Genomic DNA, 19,827 nt, shown 5'->3' on the forward strand with positions numbered 1-19,827 from the left:
TACCCTGCCCTCAGCGCGACACCGGCTTCGGCGTCGTCGCCGTGCTGGCCGGCAGGATCGGCAGCTCCACCTTGGGCTGGGCACCGGTCAGGCTGTGCAGGAAGGCGGTGATGGCCTCCACCTCCGGCTCCGTCAGCTCGGTGCCGAGTTGGCTGGTGCCCATGATCGCCACCGCCTGGCGCAGATCCCACACCTTGCCGGAATGGAAATAGGGCGCCGTCAGTGCCACGTTCCGCAGGGTGGGGGAGCGGAAGACATAATCGTCATCCGCCGTCTGTGTGACCTGGAACCGCCCGCGGTCGGCGGCCGGCAGCACCTCCGCCCCCGGCTTCTCGACCACGCCGAACGGGAAGTAATCCTGCCCGCCCACATTGATCCCGTTGTGGCAGGCGGCGCAGCCCTTCTCCATGAACAGGGCCGCCCCCTGCTTCTGCTGGGCGGTCAGGGCGGAGTCCTTGCCCTTCAGCCACTGGTCGAAGGGGGCGTCTGGCGTCACCAGCGTCGCCTCGTACACCTCGATGGCGCGGGCCACATTGTCGAAGCTCACCGGGTCCTTTTCCTTCGGGAAGGCCTGGGCGAACTTCGCCTTGTACTCCGGCATGCTGTTCAGCACGGCCAGAACCCGCTCCGGCGTGCTGTTCATCTCCACCGCCGCCTGGATCGGGCCCTTGGCCTGCGCCTTCAGGTCCACGGCGCGCCCGTCCCAGAACTGGGCCACATTGTTGACGGCGTTCAGCACGGTCGGCGCGTTGCGCGGCCCCGCCGCCCAGCCATGCCCGATGGAGGTTTCCAGCCCGTCCACCCCGCCCGTCGCCACGTTGTGGCAGGAGTTGCAGGAGAACAGGTGGCTGGCGGACAGGCGCGGCTCGAAGAACAGCATCTTGCCGAGCTCGACCTTCTCCGCGGTCGCCGGGTTGTCCTTGATGGCCGGGGGCTTGGCGGCGATGGGCGCGAAGTGCTGCTTCGCCTCTTCCCGCAACGGATCGGCGGCGGCTCCGGCGGGGCCCGCCGGCCCGGCCAGAAGACCGATGAGCGCGGCTCCCAACAGCAGCGGCTTCAGCATGGTCGGATTCCTTTTCCAGTCCTGCCGCCGCACCGCCCGGAAGTGGTGCAGCGGCCTGGAATCCTTCTAATCCCCACGCCCGCCAGCGTCGTTGATCCACCTCAATCGGAGTGGCTAAGCAAGTCCGCGAGGGAAGCGGTTATCCTCGCTTCCAGCTCGTCCCCTGCGGTCCGTCCTCCAGGATGATGCCCTGGGCGGCCAGATCGTTTCGGATGCGATCCGCCTCGGCGAAGTTCTTCGCCTTGCGGGCATCCTTGCGGGCCTGGATGGCGGCTTCGATGGCGGCTTCGTCCAGCCCGCCGGCACCCGCCGTGGTCCAGCGGAACCAGGTCTCCGGCGGGTGCCCCAGGAACCCGAACAGCCCGCCAGCGGCCTTCAGCGCGGCGGCCGCCTCCAGCTTCTTCGCCGGGTCCTGCTCCCGGTGGAAGGCCCCCGCCAGCTCATGTATCTGGCTGATGGCCAGCGGTGTATTCAGGTCAGCCTCCAGCGCCGACAGAACCTCCGCCGGCACATCGGCCTCCTGCACCGTATCCAGCCCGCGCAGGACACCGTACCAGCGGTCCAGCGTCTGCTTCGCCTGGGCGATCTTCTCCTTGGTGAAGTCCAGCGGCTGGCGGTAATGGGCGCTCAGCAGGGCCAGCCTGATGGCCTCCCCCGGAAACTCCTCCAGCAGCTCCCGCACCGTGTAGAAGTTGCCCAGGCTCTTGGACATCTTGTCGCCGGCGATGGTCAGGAAGCCGGAATGCATCCAGTAGTTCGCCATCACCGCGGTGCCATGGGCGCACCGGCTCTGGGCGATCTCGTTCTCATGGTGCGGGAAGATCAGGTCCAGCCCGCCACCATGGATGTCGAACACCTGCCCCAGATGCTGCGCCGACATGGCGGAGCACTCGATATGCCAGCCTGGACGGCCGCGGCCCCAGGGGCTGTCCCAGCCGGGCTCCCCCTCCTTGGCCGGCTTCCACAGCACGAAGTCGGCCGGGCTGCGCTTGTAGGGCGCGACTTCCACCCGCGCGCCCGCGATCAGCTCGTCCTGACTGCGGCGCGACAGGCGGCCGTAATCCTGCATGGCCGGCACGTGGAACAGCACATGCCCCTCGGCGGCATAGGCGAAGCCCTTCTCCACCAGATTCCCGATCATCTCCACCATCTGCGGGATGTGGGTGGTGGCGCGGGGCTCGATATCCGGGCGCAGCAGGCCCAGATCGTCCATGTCGGCATGGAACTGGTCGGTGGTGCGGGCGGTGACGCCGTCGATCGGCTCCCCCGACTGCTTCGACCGCTCGATGATCTTGTCGTCCACATCCGTGATGTTCCGCGCATAGGTCACGCGCGGATACAGATGCTTCAGCAGCCGGGCCAGCAGGTCGAAGGCGCTGAAGGTGCGGGCGTTGCCGATATGGGCATAGTCATAGACCGTGGGCCCGCAGACATACAGGCGCACATGCTCGGCATCGATGGGGGCGAACGCTTCCTCGGTGCGGGTCAGCGTGTTGTACAGCGTCAGCGCCATGGAAAACTCCGGACGTCTCTGGCCTGGGAAAAGGGTGCAGCGGCTCAGGCGTGCGGACAACAACAGGGGGCATGGGTTCCCCCCTGCTCCCGGATATTCACCAGCCGAATGGCGGCGATGGCGTGCGCGACGGACATTCGCTCTCTCTGAACCTGCGCGGTCTCGCCGGAGCGGCGTTCAACCGCCCCGGACCGGCTACTGGTAACAGGCTTTGCCGCTCCGGTCCACGGTCCAGGCTGCGCCCCTATATCTGCGGCGCGTACACCATCTCCGGCTTCGGCAGACCGCGCAGATCGAAGCTGCCCAGGCATTCGAAGCTGCGGCCGGAGCAGCCGGCGAAGGCCTGGCTCACAACCACTTGCCGCTCGAGCTGCTTGGCAAGATCGAGCATGCGGGCGGCCTGATTCACCGCCGGCCCGACCACGGTGAAGTCCAGTCGGCGCACCCCGCCGATGTTGCCGAAGGCGACATAGCCCAGATGCAGCGACAGCCCGTATTCCAGCGGAGGCACATCCGTCGGGCGGACCTCGTTCCAGGCATTCACCGATGCCTCCAGCGTCGCCGCCGCGGTCAGCGCGTGGCCGCAGGCCTCAGCCGGGTTCATCTCCTGCGCCGGGAAGATCGCCATCATGCCATCGCCCATGAACTTCAGCACCTCGCCCCCGCTCGCCTCCACGGCCGCGCAGGCATGGCCGAACCAGTCGTTCAGGCGCGCGATCACCGTCCTGGAGATGTTGGCCTGGGTGAAGGCCGTAAATCCGCGAAGGTCGCAGAACAGGATGGCGGCGAAGATGCTGGAATAGTCGCCGCGTCGGATCTGCCCGTCGAAAACGCGCAGGCCCGGCTCCCGCCCCAGGTAAACCGACAGCAGGTCGGTGGCGATGATCCGCATCACGCGCGCCTCGACCAGCGGGCTCAGCGCACGGGCGACCAGCTCCAGCTCCTGCACATTCTCCGACGTGAAGCCGCCCGGCTGCCTTGTGGCGAAACTGATGGCGGCGGTGCGGTCGGCGTCCCGGAACGGCAGCGGCACGATCAGGTAATCGGTGAACCCTTCCGACCACAGCCGGCGCAGGATGCCCATCTCCATGTCGCCATCGGCGATGCCGGCGCGGAAAGACTGGCCGGTTTCATCCACCACGCGGACCGGGCTGTAGAGATAGTCCGGATTCTCCTCCATCCCGCGCGGCGCATGGGTCCGGCGCAGCTCCGCCCCGCGCCGCCATTCCATACCCTGCCCGCCCAACTCGGGATGGATCACCTCCAGATTCAAGGAGACCCGATCCAGCGGATAGGCGTCTGCCAGCTCCGCGCAGGCCGCCTCGAACAGCTCGGCCAGTTCCATGGCATGCGCACCGCCCAGCATCAGCCAGTCGGTGAAGCCGCGCAGGCGGTCGGTCAGTGGGGCAAGCGGGCTCACGTCGCAGAACTCCGGGGTGATGGCGGCTGCCGGAAGCCGCCGCGATTTCGCAAATTACGCCCGATGGGCAGGAACACAAGCCGGGATGAAGTCGACCCTGGCGGGTTGTCGCCGCATGAGCAGCACATGCCGGACCCGAAGATGAACCAGAACCGCGACGATGCCCGCCGCGAAAGCACCGCCCGCGCCGGCTGGAAAGGAGCTGTGTACCAGGTCCCTTCCGCCGGTCTGGGCAGCTCCTATCCCCCGATCGGGCGGCACATCCTCTATACGGCGATCACCATCGCCATAGCGGTGGTGCTCTTTCTGGTCTTCGCCGGATGAACCACTGAACGGCGCGGCCCGGCCGCCTGTACGGTGCGTTGCCTTCCCCGTATCCGCCCGGAAGGGGAACCGACGTGAAGAAGACAGCCGACTCCGTCCGCAGAATGATCGACCTGCTCGAGCTGACCGCCGAGCGGGAGATGCGGGTATGGGGCGTGCTGCTGCCGGGGCGGGACACATGGCGGCTCTTCGCCGAATACCGCGATTTCTGCACGGAGGAGCAGCGCTGCCTGATTTTCGTGCAGTCCGCCCGCAATCAGGTGGAGCGAATGTCCGACCCGGCGCGGCGGGAGATGGTGGCGCGCATCGGCGAGGTGGAGCGCCGCATCCGTCTCGCCGCCGCCGCCGTCCACCGCCGCTATCTCGAAGCCCTGAGCGAACCCGGCGTTCCCCTGCCCGTGGGCAGCGCCGAATTCCTGCGGCAGCGTCTGGCCGTTCTGAACGGCCTTCCTGAGCGCATTGGCCAGGACTGGCGCCGGCCCCTGCGCGAGCTGGCGTCAAGCCTGGTCGCCCGTGCCCACGATCTGCGGGACTTCGGCGGCCAGGCCTGACCCGCTTCTTCAGCCGAAGGCCTGCAGGCCGGTCTGCGCCCGGCCCAGGATCAGGGCGTGCACGTCGTGCGTGCCCTCATAGGTGTTCACCGCCTCCAGGTTCAGGACATGGCGGATCACCTGGTACTCGTCACTGATGCCGTTGCCGCCATGCATGTCGCGGGCGACGCGGGCGATATCCAGCGCCTTGCCGCAGTTGTTCCGCTTCAGCATGCTGATCATCTCCGGCGTCCATGTGCCGTCGTCCATCATGCGGCCGAGACGCAGGGAGCCCTGCAGCCCCAGCGCGATCTCCGTCTGCATGTCGGCCAGCTTCTTCTGCATGAGCTGGGTGGCGGCCAGCGGGCGGCCGAACATCTTGCGGTCCAGCGTGTACTGGCGCGCCGCATGCCAGCAGGCTTCCGCAGCGCCCATCGCCCCCCAGGAGATGCCGTAGCGCGCCTTGTTCAGGCAGCCGAACGGCCCGCCCAGACCCTTGGCATTGGGCAGGTAGTGCTCCTCGGTGACGAACACCTCGTCCATCATGATCATGCCGGTGATGGAGGCGCGCAGGCTGAACTTGCCCTCGATCTTCGGGGCGGACAGCCCCTCCATCCCCTTCTCCAGCACGAAGCCGCGGATGACGCCCTCATCGTCCTTGGCCCAGACGACGAACACGTCGGAGATGGGGGAGTTGGTGATCCAGGTCTTGGAGCCGCTGATGCGCCAGCCGCCATCCACCTTGCGCGCGCGGGTCTTCATGCTGGCCGGGTCGGAACCGGCATCCGGCTCGGTCAGGCCGAAGCAGCCCACATATTCGCCGGTGGCCAGCTTCGGCAGGTACTTCTGCCGCTGCTCCTCCGTGCCATAGGCATGGATCGGGTGCATGACGAGCGAGGACTGCACGGACATGGCCGAACGGTAGCCGGAATCCACTCGCTCCACCTCGCGCGCGACCAGCCCGTAGCAGACATGGTTCACGCCGGCGCAGCCGTAGCCATCGATGGTCATGCCCAGCAGGCCCAGCTCGCCCATCTCGGACATGATCTCGCGGTGGAAAATCTCGTTCCGGAAGCCTTCCTGCACCCGCGCCATCAGCCTGTCCTGGCAGTAGTCGCGGGCGGTGTCGCGCACCATCCGCTCCTCCTCGGTCAGCTGGGCATCCAGGTGCAGCGGATCGTCCCACTGGAACGTGCCGCCCTTCGGGGACTTGGCCTTCGCGTCGAGTGCCGCGCTGTCGGACATGATGGTTTCTCCCGCCGGGCGGTCCTCAAAGCCTGCGCCGCCGCGCGGGACCGCCCTCGTATCGAAATGCGTTGCCGGGCAACATTCTGCCTTATGCAAGCCCTGTCAAGGCAAGCGGGGCCCATCCCGCGGCACCACCCCTTCCGGGCCCCTACTGGAGGCAGGAATGCTCAACCGAGCGGGCCGCAAGCTCCTGGAACTCCGAGGCATATTTGCCGCTGGTCAGAATGCCGGGATTGCGAATCATCTCCGCGTTCAGGGTCCGGAGGTCCGCATTGATCCGCTCGCACGGGCTGGCGCACGCGCTTAGCAGCAACACCCCTGCCAAGCCTGTGAGGAGAAGCATGCGGCTGCGTGTCGTGCGTCTGTGTGATCTGTCCGTTGGACGCATGGCGTCTCGATCCTTGGTGCCGGGTTCCATCCTGGCACGGGACAGTGACGGCGGGGGCGGGCGAAAATTGGGCAGGCCGGCGGCGGCCCTGCGGCACGGCGCCGGATCAGAGCACCGGCCCCCGCAACGGTCGGAAGTACTTCAGCAGCTGCTGCAACTCCCCGCGGAGCTGCTCATCGTCCCGCAGGCGGGACTGGAGCGCCATGTCGCGCTTGGCCAGGAAGACCACATGCTCCTTCGGCGGCAGCGCGCGGTAGGACGGCTTGGGCGCGATGGTGCCGTCGTCGCGGATGGTGGACAGGAAGAACATCGCGCGCATGAATTTGGAGAACAGCCTGTTCCCGCTCTCCGGCGGTTCGCGGCAGATGATGGAATAGATGTAGTTGGCCTTGAAGGCATAGTAGCTGTTGTAGATGCGCTGCACGGCCTGGAACTGCTCTGCCGGCGCGCTCATGCGGGAGACGAGCTGCTGTTCCTTGAAGCCGGTCATGAAATGGCTGCCGGCCTCCTTGGCGAACAGCATCGGCCGTTCACGGACTTGGCTGATGCGCTTGCGGTACTCGATCAGGGCGCGGCCCACGAGGACGTGGATCATCCGCCGCTCGACATCCAGCTCGGCCGGAAGGCCCATCATGAACTCGATGGCGGGCATGAGCTGCAGCGGATGGGTGATCGGCTGACGCCGCCCCCGCCCCCGGCCCAGCAGCGATCCCTGCAGCCAGTCGATCACGCCGTGCGCCTGCCAGCGCAGGCGCGTGGTCGCTGGGATCGTGGACAGCCCGCTGGCCTGGAGAAACAGAGCCATCTGGTCGCGCCAGGACTTCCGCGGCAGCTGCACCAGCTCGACATCCGTCAGCCGTATGGGGCTGCCCAGCGCCTCCGCCGCCGGCGGAAGCGGCTTGTAGTCGAGGCTGCGTCCATAGACGACGCCCCGGGTCCTGGTTTCGGCAGCGAGTGACATGCCCGGCTTCGCTGTGGATTCGGCGCTACCTCCGAGGTCGTATGACCCCCTTCCGGAAAACCAATAGCACGTCCAAGGACCGCGCGCACATGGCTTCGAAAGCGGGCTGAAAATACCGCGCAGGGTTTTCGCCGCCCCTCCGTATCAGGAACATGCACGGGCTTCCCGTCCGGGCATCGCACCGATCAAGTACCCGAGAGAGGACCGAGATGATCCGCATTCTGACCGCCGGCCTGCTGCTGAGCACCCTCGCCGCCGGCTCCGCCCTGGCCCAGCCCGCCGGTGGCGACCAGGAGCATCATGGAGAGCATGGCCGCCACCACGGCGCCGCGATGATGGAGAAGCTGGACACGAACAAGGACGGAAGCATCGACGCCGCCGAGTTCGAGGCCGCCGCTGCAACGCGCTTCTCCGAGATCGACGCCAATGGCGATGGCAGCGTTACAAAGGAGGAGGCGACGGCCCACGCCGTGAAGGCCGCCACCGAGCGCGCCACGGAGCGGGCGGGCAAGATGTTCGAGCGGCTGGACGCCGACAAGGACGGCACGGTCACCCAGGCCGAGTTCACCCAGGCCCGCGGCCGCATGTTCGAGCACATGGACCGCAACGACGACGGCACGCTGTCCCGTGACGACCGTCCGAAGCGCAAGCACCATGGCGACCACAGGCACGAGGGCGGCAAGCCCGAACGCGACAATCGCTGATCCGGCGGAACCGGTGATAGGTTGACGCCATGACGGGACACGCGCTCCGCCGGGAGCAACCCATGCCGAGGACGGCGCGCGTGTCCCCATCCGCGGAGACATGGTTGCCCGACCACAGCGCCGATACGGATGAGCAGAGCGACGAGGCGCTGGTGGCACGCGTGGCCGCCGGCGACCGCAGGGCCTATGCCGCACTGGTGGACCGCCACCTCGACCGTACCGTCGCGGTTGCCCGCCGCGTCCTCGGGAACACGGCGGAAGCGGAGGATGTGGCGCAGGAGGCCTTTCTCCGGCTCTGGCGCAACGCCGACCGGTTCCGGCCGGAGGCGGCGAAATTCTCCACCTGGTTCTATCGGATCACGATGAATCTCTGCCTGGACCTGCGCCGCCGTCCGGCACATGAGAATCTTGAGGCGGCGGGCGATCCCGCCGATCCCGCCGACGATCCCGCCCGGGCCGCCGAGAGGAACGAGACCGCCGCGGCCGTGAACCGGGCCCTGGCCGATCTTCCGGAACGGCAGCGCGCCGCGGTGAGCCTGACCTACAGCGCAGGCATGAGCAATGCGGAGGCCGCCGCCGCCATGCAGGTCAGCGTGAAGGCATTGGAAACATTGTTGGTTCGGGCGCGGCGTGCGCTGCGCACCGGATTGGCCGAATGGGGGCGCATGCCGCCCAGGGGCGATGGAGGCGAAGGATGAGCGCCGGGCTGGATATGGAACGGTTCGAGGAACTGCTGGACCGGTTGGGCCCGGACATCGACATGTGGCCGGGGGCCGACCGGCAGGCCGCACGGGCGCTTCTGGCACGGTCGATCCCGGCCCGGCATGCGCTGGACGCCGCCCGCCTCGTCGAGTCGGTTCTTGCGGAACCGGCGGTGCCTGCAAGCGTCCGGCTGCGGCAGGCGGTGCTGGACATTCCGCTTGCCGAACCGCGGCAGGCCCGCGCCCCCGGATTGCTGGACCGGCTTGCCGCCATGCTGGGCGAGAGCTGGCGGATGGCGACGGCGGGCGCCGGCATGGCCATGGCCACCGGCCTGCTCGGCTTCGTGCTGGGCTACGGCCAGTGGGTTCAGCTCCCCGGCCTTACGGCGACGGATACGGTGACGGCGGCAGCCACGCCCGAGCAGGAGCTGGCCCTGTTGCTGGATGGATTGTACGAGTTGGAGGAAGTGCAGTGAGGCGGACCACCCTAATCCTGTCCTTGGCGCTGGCCGTGTCGGTGGCCGTCAACATGCTGCTCGGCGGCCTGATCGCGGGTCATCACTGGGGCGACCCGCCCCGCCATCGTTCCGGCGATTTTCTCTTCGACCGGGCGTTCAGCGCCGTACCGGAGGAATTAAGAGGCCCGATCCGCGAGCGGCTCCGGCCCGAGGGATCTGACCTGCGCATGGATATGCGGGAAATGCGCGATGCGCGGCGGGCGGTGGATACGGCCCTGCGGGCCCGTCCCTTCGATCCCGCGGCGGCTGATGCGGCCCTGGCGGCCCTGCGCGCCAAGGTCGGGGAGACGCAAAGCTCCCTGCATGCCACGGTCGTCGGCGTCATGGCCGAGGCCCAGGCCAACGGCACCCTCCCGCCCCCGCCGGAGCCGAAGCGACGGGACCCGCGGGAGCGGGAGCGTAACCCTTGAATATGGGGAGCGCCGGGCGCTCCCCACTTCACTTGCCGATCAGGCGGCGGCCTGCATGGCCTTCTTGTTGACCTCGCCGACGGCGATCTTGTTCAGAAGCTCGTCCGTCTTCTTCTCTTCGTTCAGCGTCTGCTCCAGCAGCTTCGCCACTTCCTGGTTGCCGATGGCCTCGGCATAGGCATGGACGGTGCCGTAGGAGGCGATCTCATAATGCTCGATCTTCTGGATGGCCGCGATGATGGCCGCGTCCAGGACTTCGGGCTCCAGCCCCTCCTCCAGGATTTCCTGGGCTTCCGAGACCAGGCCTTCCATGGCGTCGCAGTGCTTGCCGCGCGGACGCTGGTCCAGCAGCTCGAACACCTGCTTCAGCCGCTCGACCTGCTGCTCGGTCTCCTCCTTATGGTTGCTCAGCGCTTCCTTCAGCTTCTCGTTCGTGACCTTGCGGGCAACCTTGTTCATGCCCCGCAGGCCCTGCTTCTCCGCGTCATAGATGTCGCGGAGCTCCATGATCAGCAGGTCCTTCATCGTCTTCGACGCCATGGTCGCATTCCCTCTTGTGCCGTTTGGACAGGTGCGATCCGGTAACCGAACCGCTCCCTCGCCAGAACAGTCCAACCGGCGGAGCGTCGCGTGACTCTTTCATGTTGTTCTGTGACCTCGCTATGATCCGCCCCCGGATCGCCGCACAGATCGAGCCACGCGCCATGACCCAGGACCACAACGCCGCTTCTTCCGCCCAGGCCACCGGCACGCCGGCCTCCACGCTGGTGCCTCCGCCCGAAGCGGTGCAGCGCTGGACCGACGTTTATTTCAAGCGCACCCGCCAGATCGTGGAGCGGTTCGGGGACGTGCCGGTCACCTATGCGATCTTCATGCGCCGGCCGGTGGTCTTCGCCCCCCGGCTGGCGCTGGATTGGCTGCGCGGCATCTGTGCGGCCCGCGGGTTCGAGCCGGTGATCGAGCAGAACTATGCGGAGGGCAAGTGGGTGGGCGCCGGCGAGCCGATGCTGTGGATCACCGGCCCCTTCTCCGGCATGGCGGAGCTGGAAACCATTTTCCTGATGAAGCTCGGCCCCGCCTGCGTGGCGGCCTACAACGCCTATTCCATGGCGGCCGAGCTTCCGAACGTCGCCTTCATCGCCATGGACGCCCGCCACTGCGCCGGGACGGAGATGGCGGAGATCATGGCCTACGCCTCTTCGGTCGGCTCTGCGCGGGCGAGGCGCAAGGTCGGGGCCAAGGGCTTCATCGGCAACGCCACCGACGCCACCGCCCACATGTTCGGCATGCAGGTCGGCATGGGCACCATGCCCCACGCCCTGATCGGCTATGCCGGCAGCACCGTGCGCGCGGCGGAGATGTACCGGGAGACCTTCCCGGACGAGCCCATGACCGTGCTGGTCGATTATTTCGGCCAGGAGGTGTCGGACGCGCTGGAGGTCTGCCGCCGCTTCCCCGAACTGGCCGCCTCCGGCCAGCTCTCGGTGCGTCTCGACACGCCGGGCGGCCGCTTCGTGGAAGGGCTGGACCCGCCGCAGAGCTATGCCGTGCTGGACCGCCGCGCCCCGGAAAGCATCCGCGGCTACCGGAACGAGACGGAGCTGCGCTACCTGATCGGCGCCGGCGTCTCCGCCGCCGCCGTCCACTGGGTGCGCGAGAAGCTGGACGATGCCGGATTCGACAAGGTGAGGATCGTCGGCTCCTCCGGCTTCAGCCCGGAGAAGTGCCGCATCATGGCGGATGCCAATGCCCCGCTGGACGTGGTCGGCACCGGCTCCTACCTGCCTGAGAAGTGGGGCGAAACCTACGCGACCGCCGACATCGTCGCCTATGACGGCGTGCCCAGGGTCAAGGTCGGCCGCGAGTTCCTGCTGAAGCGCTAGCCCGTCCCCGGAGCGGCCTCTTCGGAACCCCCAGCGAAGGCCCCCCTCTCCCATCCTCTCCCCGGCGGGGAGAGGAGACCACTTCCAACACCGCCCCACTACCCCGCCGCCTTTCCCTGCGGCAAAGGAAATCCACTCCAACACCGCCAGCGCCGTCCCGCCCCTCTCCCCCGCGGGGAGAGGGGGCGGGAGAGGGGGCCGCCTTCTCCGACCCGCCGAAAAGCCTTGAAATCCCCGCTCCCGACAAAGGAGAGGAACACCCCGACCAACCTCCGTCATCCCGGCGAAAGCCGGGACCCAGGGGCCGCCCTCTCCGCCCCCGCCAAGAGACCCTCCCCCGAAGGGCCACCCCCGCCGAAACGCCCTACCGCCGCCCGAACAGCCGCTCGATATCCGCCAGCTTCAGCTCCACATAGGTGGGCCGGCCGTGGTTGCACTGGCCGCTGTGCGGCGTCGCCTCCATCTGGCGGAGCAGCGCGTTCATCTCCTCCACATTCATCGGCCGCCCGGCCCGGACGGAGCCGTGGCAGGCCATGGAGGAGCAGACGGCGTCCAGCCGCTCCTTCAGCGCGTGGGTATCGCCCAGCTCCGCCAGCTCGTCCGCCAGATCCTGGACCAGCGCCTTGACGTTGGCGCGCCCGCCCAGCAGGGCCGGCACCTCCCGTACCACGACGCAGCCATTGCCGAACGGCTCCAGCGCCAGCCCCAGCTCGGCCAGCTCCCCGGCCCGCTCCACCAGCCGCTCGGCATCCGCCGGGTCCAGCTCCACCACCTCGGGGATCAGCAGCCCCTGGCGCTTCACCCCGCCCTCGACCAGGTCGCACTTGATCCGCTCATAGACCAGCCGCTCATGGGCGGCGTGCTGGTCCACGATGACGATCCCGGTCTCCGTCTGGGCGACGATGTAGGTGCCATGCACCTGCGCCCGCGCCGCCCCCAGCGGGAACTGCTGGGACGGAGCCTCCGACGCCCCTGCCGCCGGCATCTCCGCGCGGGCGGAGGGCTCGAAGGCGGCGATGGGGGCCGGCGGCTCCTCCCGGCGGGGGCCCAGCGGCGCCTGGAAGGCCATGGCGATCTCCGCCATCTCCCGGCTCACTGTGCCGCCGCCATAGCCGCCCTGCCCGCCGTAGCCGCCGGGCAATCCACCACCAGATAGCCCGCCGCCGGAATTCTGCCGCGGCTGCCATTGGAAGCTGGATTGCGGAACGGCATGGGGCTGGAAGCTGCCCAGCGCCCCCATGGCGACGGTGGTGCTGGCCCTGTGGCCGGCCTGTGCCAGGGCGTGCTTCAGCGATCCCACGATCAGCCCGCGCACCAGCCCCTGGTCGCGGAACCGCACCTCCGTCTTGGCGGGATGCACGTTCACATCCACCTCGACCGGATCGATCTCCAGGAACAGGGCCAGCACCGGATGCCGGTCGCGTGCCAGGAAATCGACATAGGCTCCCCGCACCGCCCCCACCAGCAGCTTGTCCCTCACCGGCCGCCCGTTCACGAACAGATACTGGCTGGCGGAGGTCGGCCTGTTGAAGGTGGGCACGCCGATATGGCCGGTCAGCCGCACGCCCTGCCGCTCCGCCTCCAACGGCAGCGCGTTCTCCTCGAACTCGCGCCCCAGCACGGCCCCCAGCCGGGACAGCCGCACGCCCAGTAGGTCCCCGGTTCCGGCGGTGAGCCGCACCGGCGTCCGCCCGTCGTCGGTCAGGGTGAAGGCCACGTCCGGATGCGCCATGGCAAGGCGGTGGACGATATCCACCGCATGGTCGCTTTCCGTCCGGCTGCGCTTCAGGAATTTCAGCCGCGCCGGCGTGGCGTAGAACAGGTCCCGCACCTCCACCCGCGTGCCGAACCCGCCCGCCGCCGGCGCCGGCGCCATCTTCGCCCCGCCCTCCACGCTGATGGCGAAGGCGCTGTCCTGCCCCTTGGGGCGGGAAGTGATGGTCAGCCGGCTCACCGCCCCGATGCTGGGCAGCGCCTCCCCCCGGAAGCCCAGGGTGCGGATATGGGTGAGGTCGTCGTCCGGAAGCTTGCTGGTGGCATGCCGCTCCACCGCCACGGCCAGCGCCTCCGGCTCCATGCCGCAGCCATCGTCCGCCACGGCAATCAGCGCCTTGCCGCCGTCGCGCAGGGTCACGTCGATGCGCGTCGCCCCGGCGTCGAGCGCATTCTCCACCAACTCCTTCACCGCAGCCGCCGGCCTCTCCACCACCTCACCGGCGGCGATCTGGTTGACGAGCGTATCGGGCAGTCGGCGGATATCCATAGCCGCCTGGATAGCAGATGTTGCGCCGGGCCGGAAGCGGGCGGACTAGGTATGGGGGCGCATCGCTGCCACTTCATACATGGCACGACCGCAATTCCCGACATTCCGTCATCCCGGCGAAAGCCGGGACCCAGAGCCACCCACACCGCCCTTGGGACTCCTGGGTCCCGGCTTTCGCCGGGATGACGGCTGGAGAGGGGATGATGGCTGGAGAAGGTACCGCAAATCCCGCCAGACCGCCCCCTCACACCACCCGCACCAACCTCCGCACCAGCTCCGCCGCCCCGGCCGCGGCGGCCTCGACGAATGCGTAAAAATCCATATGGCTGTCATGCCCGGCCAGGTCGGACAGCGACCGCACCACCAGGCAGGGCACGCCGTAGCGCTCGGCCACCTGCGCGATGGCGGCACCCTCCATCTCCACCGCCTTGGCCTGGAAGCCGGTGTGGAGCCGGGCGCGCATGGCCTCGCAATTCACATACTGGTCGCCGGTCAGCACCGTGCCGAACCCGATATGCGGCATCCGCACCACCCCGCCCGTGGCTGCCGCCGGCATGGCGGGCAGCTCCACCCCCGCCGCCACCGCCCGCACCCGCCGCTCCAGCTCGGGTTCCAGGCGGTAGCCATGCTCCTGCGCGAACTGCGGCATGGGCGGCACGCCGGGCTGGTAGACCTTCACCGCGCCCTGGAAGACGGAACCGTAATCATGCTGGATCAGGGTGGTTGCGATCACCACGTCTCCGATGCCGAGCGCCGGGTCCAGCCCGCCGGCAACGCCGGAGAAGACCAGCGCCCGGCAGCCGAACCGTTCCAGCAGCAGGGTGGCGACCACGGCGGCGTTGACCTTGCCGATCCCGGCCTCCACCACCACCGTCTCCACCCCGTCCAGCGCGCCGGCGCGGAAGGTGAAGCCGGCCAGTGTCTCCGCCGTCCGTTCCGCGAAGTGCGCGCCGAAATGCCCGATCTCCTCCGGGATGGCGCAGATCAGGCCGATGGGACCGGAGGCCTGTTCCGGAGTGCTGTGCTGCGCCATCTTGTACTCGCGATTTTGATTCCGGGCGGATCAGCCTCATATATCGGTCACGATGCCTGCTGTCCTCCCCGATCATACGGATTCCCTGCTGCCGCCCGCCATCGCCGGATGGTTCCGCTCGCGCGGCTGGCACCCCCATGCCCACCAGCTCGAGATGGTGGAGGCGGCCGGGGCCGGGGAGAACGCGCTGCTGATCGCCCCGACCGGCGGCGGCAAGACCCTGGCCGGCTTCCTGCCCAGCCTGATCGAACTGTCGGAGCGCCCGCGGGAGGGGCTGCACACCCTCTACATCTCGCCGCTGAAGGCGCTGGCGGTGGACATCCAGCGCAATCTGGAAACCCCCATCGCCGAGCTGCGCCTGCCGATCCGGGCGGAGACCCGAACCGGCGATACGCCGGAGGCCAAGCGCAAGCGCCAGCGCACCCACCCGCCGCACATCCTGATGACGACGGTGGAGAGCCTGGCGCTGATGCTGTCCTACCGGGAGGCTCCGGACATGTTCCGAAGCCTGCGCTGCGTCATCGTGGATGAGCTGCATGCGCTGGCCGGCACCAAGCGCGGCGACCTGCTGGCCCTGGCCCTGGCCCGCCTCTCCGCCCTCGCGCCGGGCGTGTGCCGCGTCGGCCTGTCCGCCACCGTGGCCCATCCCGACGATCTTGTGGCCTGGCTCTCCCCCACCGGCCGGCTGCACGACGATGCCGGCAAGCTGGCCCCGGTGCGCACCGTTCTGGGCCGCGCCGGCGCGAGGGCGGAGGTGGAGATACTGGCGACGAAGGAGCGCCTGCCCTGGTCCGGCCACATGGCCCTGCACGCCCTGGCGGAGGTGTATGAGCGCATCCGCAGGACCGGAACCACCCTGGTCTTCGTCAACACCCGCGCCCAGGCGGAGCTGGTGTTCCAGGAGCTGTGGCGCCTGAACGAGGACAATTTGCCCATCGCCCTCCACCATGGCAGTCTCGCCGTGGAGCAGCGCCGGAAGGTGGAGGCGGCGATGGCGAAGGGCGGCCTGCGCGCCGTGGTCGCCACCTCCTCCCTCGACCTCGGCATCGACTGGGCCGCCGTGGACTTGGTGGTGCAGGTCGGCGCGCCGAAGGGCGTGTCGCGCCTGCTCCAGCGCATCGGCCGCGCCAACCACCGGCTGGACGAGCCCTCCCGCGCCCTGCTGGTCCCCGCCAACCGGTTCGAGGTGCTGGAGTGCGAGGCCGCCATCGAGGCCATCGCGGAGCATACGCTGGACGGCGACCGACTCCGCCCCGGCGCGATGGACGTGCTGGCCCAGCACATCGCCGGCACCGCCTGCGCCGCCCCCTTCTCCGCCGACGCGCTCTATGCCGAGCTGGTGCGCGCCGCCCCCTATGCCGATCTCACCCGCGACGAGTTCGACGACGTCTTCGACTTCGTGGCGACCGGCGGCTACGCGCTGGGCGCTTATGAGCGGTTCCACAAGCTGATGCAGGACCCGGACACCGGCCTCTGGTCCATCGCCTCCCCCGCCTTCGCCCGGCAGTACCGGATGAATGTCGGCACCATCGTGGAGGCGACGGTGCTGCGTGTCCGCATGAACCGCGGCCAGGTGCTGGGGGAGGTGGAGGAGTATTTCGTCAACGGCCTCACACCCGGCGACACCTTCGTCTTCGCCGGCCAGCTTCTGAAGTTCCTGGGCGTGCGGGACATGGAGGTGCAAGTGGCCAAGGGCGGCAGCGGGGAGCCCAAGGTCCCCGCCTATGCCAGCGGCCGCCTGCCGCTCTCCTCCCACCTCGCCGACCGGGTCCGCGCCATGCTGGAGAGCCCCGCCCGCTGGTGTCAACTGCCGGAGCCGGTGCAGGAATGGCTGCGGCTCCAGCGCTACCGCTCCGTCCTGCCGGACCGGCACGGCCTGCTGGTGGAGACCTTCCCGCGCGGGAACCGCCAATACCTGGTCGCCTACTGCTTTGAGGGGCGGAACGCGCACCAGACGCTGGGCATGCTGCTGACCCGCCGGATGGAGCGCATGGGCCTGCAGCCGCTGGGCTTCGTCGCCACCGACTATGTGCTGGCGACCTGGCAGTTGAAGGAGCCCGCCCCGGACGAGCTGGACGCCCTGTTCGACCAGGACATGCTGGGCGACGATCTGGAAGCCTGGATGGACGAATCCAGCATGCTGAAGCGCACCTTCCGCAATGTCGCCGTCATCGCCGGCCTGATCGAGCGCAAGCATCCCGGCCTCCAGAAGAACACCCGTCAGGTCACCTTCAGCAGCGACCTGATCTACGACGTGCTGCGTAAGCATGAGCCCGGACATGTGCTGCTGCGCGCCACCCGCGCGGACGCCGCCTCCGGCCTCACCGACATCCGCCGCCTGTCGGACATGCTGGCCCGCATCAAGGGCCGCATCGTCCACCGCGCCCTGGACCGGGTCAGCCCGCTGGCCGTCCCCGTGCTGCTGGAGGTCGGCAGGGAAAGCGTCTACGGCAGCGCCACCGACGCCCTTCTGGAGGAGGCCGCCGGCGACCTGCTGGAGGAGGCCGTGCCCGAACTCCTCCCCCGCAGCAGCCATCAAGGGAGGCTGGCGTTGTAGGCGGCACGCGTCGCATCGGCGGAAACGCCAGTTTAGAAACATTCCAGATAGATAGCTTGAAGCCCGAAGCACCCGGTCCTACGCTGAATGCCGCACCTGTTTCATCTCCCATTGCGGCGCCGGGCCGCTTCCGGCCAGATATCGTCCGAGCCCTAGAGAGGAGGAGAGTTCAAATGGCCAAACCAGCCAAATCCGTCATGATCGACATCGGAATCGACGAGAAGGACCGCGCCGCCATCGCCGACGGCCTGTCGCGCCTGCTGGCCGACACCTTCGGCCTGTACCAGAAGACGCACAGCTTCCACTGGAACGTCACCGGCCCGATGTTCAACACGCTCCACGCCATGTTCATGGAGCAGTATACCGAGCTGTGGAACGCGCTGGATGAGATCGCGGAGCGCATCCGTGCGCTGGGCTTCCCCGCCCCCGGCAGCTCTGGCCAGTACGCCAAGCTGACCACCATCAAGGAGGAGCAGGGCGTTCCCCCGGCCATGGACATGATCCGCCAGCTCGTGGAAGGGCACGAGGCCGTGGCCCGCACCGCCCGCAAGGTCTTCGCCGCCGCCGAGAAGGGCGGGGACGAGCCCACCGCAGACCTGCTGACCCAGCGTCTCCAGATCCACGAGAAGACCGCCTGGATGCTCCGCTCCATGCTGGAATAGCATCCGCAGGTCGGATCGAGCCCGATGGGCGATGATCCGACACGGTGGTGACGGTTCCGCACCGCCGTGTCGGATCGGCGCTCCGCTTGATCCGACCTACGGCATCCACGCCGGACCCGTAGGTCGGATTAGCGGCCCCGCCGCGTAATCCGACGTGCCGCCCCTGCCGTCGAACAAGGATACCGCCCATGGCGCGGAAGCGCCGGTTCGCCCTCTGGCTGCTGATGGCAACCATCATCTCCCCCATGCCCGGCCAAGCCTCCCCCGCCCAAGATCTCGCGGCCGGAACCTGCTCCGCCCTCGCCGCCAGGGTGGACGAAATCCCCGGCTCCGCACCCGTCTTCCTCCGCAGCTATGACGGGGCTTCCGGACAGGGGCCGGAAACGGAGCCGGCGCTCCAGAACGCCGCCTTCACCTATGACAACGCCCTGGCCGCCATCGCCCTGACCGCCTGCGGCCGGCATGAACAGGCCCTGCGCATCGGCGAAGCGCTGCTCTCCGCCGCCAGGCTGGACCGGCTCGGCCCCGCTGGCCGGCTGCGCAACGCCTACCGGGCCGGGCCGCAGGCGGAACGGCCGATCCCGCCCATGGGCTGGTGGGACCCGGCGCAGAACCGCTGGCTGGAGGATGCCTATCAGGTCGGCACCGCCACCGGCAATGTGGCCTGGGCCGCCCTGGCCCTGCTGACCCTGCATGAGCAGACGGGGGAGCGTCGCTTCCTGGACGGCGCAACGCGGCTGGCCGACTGGGTGGCGGAGAATACGCAGGACCGGCAGGGGCCCGGCGGCTTCACCGGCGGCATCCACGGCTTCGACGATGCCCCTCGCCCCCTCACCTGGAAATCCACGGAGCACAACACCGACCTCGTGGCCCTGTTCGGCTGGCTGGCCCGTACGGATGCGGAGGGCGACTGGAGGGCCGCGGCACGGCATGCGCGCGGCTTCCTGGACGCCATGTGGGACGCGGGCCGGGACCATTTCCCGACCGGCACCGCGCCGGACGGAATCACCGTGAACCACGCCACCTCCGGCCTAGACGCCCAGCTCTGGCCGCTGCTGCTGCGCGATTCGCCGGACGGGTGGCGGGCGGCCCTCGCCTATGCGGAGCGCGCCCACGGCGTGGAGGGCGGGTTCGACTTCAACGACGATCGCGACGGCCTCTGGGTCGAGGGCACGGCGCAGGCCGCCCTGGTCTACCGCGTCCTCGGCCAGGATGGGGAGGCCGACCGCCTGCTCGCCGGCATTGCCGGGCAGGTCAGCCCCGGCGGCTATCTCTGGGCCACGCGAGAGCTCAGCATCAGCACCGGCCTCGCCATCGGTCCGGACAGCGTAACCGACGATTTCCGCTATTACCGCCGCCCCCATCTGGGCGCCACGGCATGGACGGCGTTGGCGGCGCTGGGCTGGAACCCCTTCACGGGACAGCGGGTGGATTGAAGCGTCACCCGATCAAGCTGGCTTGCCGGATCGGGTGAATATCCACGCCATCCCAGGAAGGCTGGACCGGTTTCCGATCCCGGTTGGATGGAGACCGATCCGATGCTCCCGCCGCACTCCCCAATCCGAAATAACCTCGACAAAGGCGGATCACGGGGACGCTCTTCCAGCACTGCATAGGGTTGCCGTGCCCATCTCGGTCTAATGCCCTTG

18 protein-coding genes are annotated in these 19,827 nt (G+C 68.6%); 10 read left to right on the forward strand and 8 right to left on the reverse strand.

All coding sequences use genetic code 11. From position 1 onward, the window contains the following. Nucleotides 1-10: 10 nt before the first annotated feature. The 3 genes from DOL89_RS07930 to DOL89_RS07940 form a co-directional block, all read right to left on the reverse strand. Nucleotides 11-1,063: a cytochrome-c peroxidase gene (locus DOL89_RS07930; protein WP_119678653.1), complete on the reverse strand. Its 1,053-nt coding sequence runs from the start codon at nt 1,061-1,063 to the stop codon at nt 11-13. Nucleotides 1,064-1,202: 139 nt separating this feature from the next. Then, on the reverse strand, nt 1,203-2,576 hold the full coding sequence (gene cysS, locus DOL89_RS07935; protein WP_119678654.1) for a cysteine--tRNA ligase: 1,374 nt from the start codon (nt 2,574-2,576) through the stop codon (nt 1,203-1,205). A 244-nt stretch (nt 2,577-2,820) separates the two neighbouring features. Further along, nucleotides 2,821-3,996 carry an adenylate/guanylate cyclase domain-containing protein gene (locus tag DOL89_RS07940; RefSeq protein WP_119678655.1) on the reverse strand — a complete coding sequence of 392 codons (1,176 nt, stop codon included), beginning with the start codon at nt 3,994-3,996 and terminating at the stop codon, nt 2,821-2,823. Between the two features lie 126 nt (nt 3,997-4,122). Between DOL89_RS07940 and DOL89_RS07945 the strand changes: the two genes are divergently transcribed. Both DOL89_RS07945 and DOL89_RS07950 read left to right on the forward strand, forming a co-directional pair. Then, nucleotides 4,123-4,320, forward strand: a complete 198-nt coding sequence (locus DOL89_RS07945) for a hypothetical protein (protein WP_162937384.1) — start codon at nt 4,123-4,125, stop codon at nt 4,318-4,320. Between the two features lie 74 nt (nt 4,321-4,394). Next, entirely contained in the window at nt 4,395-4,871 is a 477-nt protein-coding gene (locus DOL89_RS07950; protein ID WP_119678657.1) for a hypothetical protein, read from the forward strand. A gap of 9 nt (nt 4,872-4,880) precedes the next feature. On the opposite strand, the gene DOL89_RS07955 is transcribed toward DOL89_RS07950, so the two are convergent. Both DOL89_RS07955 and DOL89_RS07965 read right to left on the reverse strand, forming a co-directional pair. Then, on the reverse strand, nt 4,881-6,095 hold the full coding sequence (locus DOL89_RS07955) for an acyl-CoA dehydrogenase (protein ID WP_119678658.1): 1,215 nt from the start codon (nt 6,093-6,095) through the stop codon (nt 4,881-4,883). A gap of 497 nt (nt 6,096-6,592) precedes the next feature. Then, nucleotides 6,593-7,447 (reverse strand): hypothetical protein, encoded by an 855-nt coding sequence (locus DOL89_RS07965; RefSeq protein WP_119678660.1) that lies wholly within the window; start codon nt 7,445-7,447, stop codon nt 6,593-6,595. Nucleotides 7,448-7,656: 209 nt separating this feature from the next. On the opposite strand from DOL89_RS07965, the gene DOL89_RS07970 reads away from it, so the two are divergent. From DOL89_RS07970 to DOL89_RS07985, 4 genes are all read left to right on the forward strand, one after another. Next, nucleotides 7,657-8,151, forward strand: coding sequence for an EF-hand domain-containing protein (locus tag DOL89_RS07970; protein ID WP_162937385.1), 495 nt, complete (start codon nt 7,657-7,659; stop codon nt 8,149-8,151). Between the two features lie 104 nt (nt 8,152-8,255). Beyond that, the gene (locus DOL89_RS07975; protein ID WP_225889946.1) at nt 8,256-8,849 is read left to right on the forward strand and encodes an RNA polymerase sigma factor; all 594 of its coding nucleotides are present in this window, start codon (nt 8,256-8,258) and stop codon (nt 8,847-8,849) included. Then, nucleotides 8,846-9,328 carry a hypothetical protein gene (locus DOL89_RS07980; RefSeq protein ID WP_119678663.1) on the forward strand — a complete coding sequence of 161 codons (483 nt, stop codon included), beginning with the start codon at nt 8,846-8,848 and terminating at the stop codon, nt 9,326-9,328. Before DOL89_RS07975 ends, DOL89_RS07980 begins: the two co-directional genes overlap by 4 nt. Further along, on the forward strand, nt 9,325-9,780 hold the full coding sequence (locus tag DOL89_RS07985) for a periplasmic heavy metal sensor (protein WP_119678664.1): 456 nt from the start codon (nt 9,325-9,327) through the stop codon (nt 9,778-9,780). The genes DOL89_RS07980 and DOL89_RS07985 overlap by 4 nt, the downstream gene beginning before the upstream one ends. Before the next feature lie 39 nt (nt 9,781-9,819). Here DOL89_RS07985 and DOL89_RS07990 read toward each other — a convergent pair whose 3' ends face one another. Beyond that, nucleotides 9,820-10,320, reverse strand: coding sequence for a YciE/YciF ferroxidase family protein (locus DOL89_RS07990; RefSeq protein ID WP_119678665.1), 501 nt, complete (start codon nt 10,318-10,320; stop codon nt 9,820-9,822). 122 nt (nt 10,321-10,442) lie between these two features. Here DOL89_RS07990 and DOL89_RS07995 point away from each other — a divergent pair, with 122 nt between their 5' ends. Next, nucleotides 10,443-11,663: a beta/alpha barrel domain-containing protein gene (locus DOL89_RS07995; protein ID WP_225889947.1), complete on the forward strand. Its 1,221-nt coding sequence runs from the start codon at nt 10,443-10,445 to the stop codon at nt 11,661-11,663. 364 nt (nt 11,664-12,027) lie between these two features. Here the strand turns inward: DOL89_RS07995 and mutL are convergent, their stop codons facing one another. After that, nucleotides 12,028-13,926, reverse strand: coding sequence for a DNA mismatch repair endonuclease MutL (gene mutL, locus DOL89_RS08000; RefSeq protein ID WP_119678666.1), 1,899 nt, complete (start codon nt 13,924-13,926; stop codon nt 12,028-12,030). A 244-nt stretch (nt 13,927-14,170) separates the two neighbouring features. Then, nucleotides 14,171-14,959, reverse strand: coding sequence for a 5'-methylthioadenosine/adenosylhomocysteine nucleosidase (locus tag DOL89_RS08005; RefSeq protein ID WP_119678667.1), 789 nt, complete (start codon nt 14,957-14,959; stop codon nt 14,171-14,173). 52 nt (nt 14,960-15,011) lie between these two features. On the opposite strand from DOL89_RS08005, the gene DOL89_RS08010 reads away from it, so the two are divergent. From DOL89_RS08010 to DOL89_RS08020, 3 genes are all read left to right on the forward strand, one after another. After that, nucleotides 15,012-17,516: a ligase-associated DNA damage response DEXH box helicase gene (locus DOL89_RS08010; RefSeq protein ID WP_119678668.1), complete on the forward strand. Its 2,505-nt coding sequence runs from the start codon at nt 15,012-15,014 to the stop codon at nt 17,514-17,516. A 173-nt stretch (nt 17,517-17,689) separates the two neighbouring features. Then, the gene (locus DOL89_RS08015) at nt 17,690-18,178 is read left to right on the forward strand and encodes a Dps family protein (protein ID WP_119678669.1); all 489 of its coding nucleotides are present in this window, start codon (nt 17,690-17,692) and stop codon (nt 18,176-18,178) included. A 188-nt stretch (nt 18,179-18,366) separates the two neighbouring features. Continuing rightward, entirely contained in the window at nt 18,367-19,614 is a 1,248-nt protein-coding gene (locus tag DOL89_RS08020) for a hypothetical protein (protein ID WP_119678670.1), read from the forward strand. Nucleotides 19,615-19,827: the final 213 nt, after the last annotated feature.

The organism is Indioceanicola profundi, from assembly GCF_003568845.1.
GTDB classification, from domain to species: domain Bacteria; phylum Pseudomonadota; class Alphaproteobacteria; order Azospirillales; family Azospirillaceae; genus Indioceanicola; species Indioceanicola profundi.

Excerpts from the sequence above, each read along its gene's own strand:
- DOL89_RS07955 (WP_119678658.1), bottom strand. The coding sequence starts at position 6,095 with ATGTCCGACAGCGCGGCACTCGACGCGAAGGCCAAGTCCCCGAAGGGC.
- DOL89_RS07965 (WP_119678660.1), bottom strand. The coding sequence starts at position 7,447 with ATGTCACTCGCTGCCGAAACCAGGACCCGGGGCGTCGTCTATGGACGC.
- DOL89_RS08020 (WP_119678670.1), top strand. The coding sequence starts at position 18,367 with ATGGCGCGGAAGCGCCGGTTCGCCCTCTGGCTGCTGATGGCAACCATC.
- DOL89_RS08010 (WP_119678668.1), top strand. The coding sequence starts at position 15,012 with ATGCCTGCTGTCCTCCCCGATCATACGGATTCCCTGCTGCCGCCCGCC.
- DOL89_RS07930 (WP_119678653.1), bottom strand. The coding sequence starts at position 1,063 with ATGCTGAAGCCGCTGCTGTTGGGAGCCGCGCTCATCGGTCTTCTGGCC.
- DOL89_RS07970 (WP_162937385.1), top strand. The coding sequence starts at position 7,657 with ATGATCCGCATTCTGACCGCCGGCCTGCTGCTGAGCACCCTCGCCGCC.
- cysS (WP_119678654.1), bottom strand. The coding sequence starts at position 2,576 with ATGGCGCTGACGCTGTACAACACGCTGACCCGCACCGAGGAAGCGTTC.
- DOL89_RS07995 (WP_225889947.1), top strand. The coding sequence starts at position 10,443 with ATGATCCGCCCCCGGATCGCCGCACAGATCGAGCCACGCGCCATGACC.
- DOL89_RS07980 (WP_119678663.1), top strand. The coding sequence starts at position 8,846 with ATGAGCGCCGGGCTGGATATGGAACGGTTCGAGGAACTGCTGGACCGG.
- DOL89_RS08005 (WP_119678667.1), bottom strand. The coding sequence starts at position 14,959 with ATGGCGCAGCACAGCACTCCGGAACAGGCCTCCGGTCCCATCGGCCTG.
- DOL89_RS08015 (WP_119678669.1), top strand. The coding sequence starts at position 17,690 with ATGGCCAAACCAGCCAAATCCGTCATGATCGACATCGGAATCGACGAG.
- mutL (WP_119678666.1), bottom strand. The coding sequence starts at position 13,926 with ATGGATATCCGCCGACTGCCCGATACGCTCGTCAACCAGATCGCCGCC.
- DOL89_RS07945 (WP_162937384.1), top strand. The coding sequence starts at position 4,123 with ATGCCGGACCCGAAGATGAACCAGAACCGCGACGATGCCCGCCGCGAA.
- DOL89_RS07990 (WP_119678665.1), bottom strand. The coding sequence starts at position 10,320 with ATGGCGTCGAAGACGATGAAGGACCTGCTGATCATGGAGCTCCGCGAC.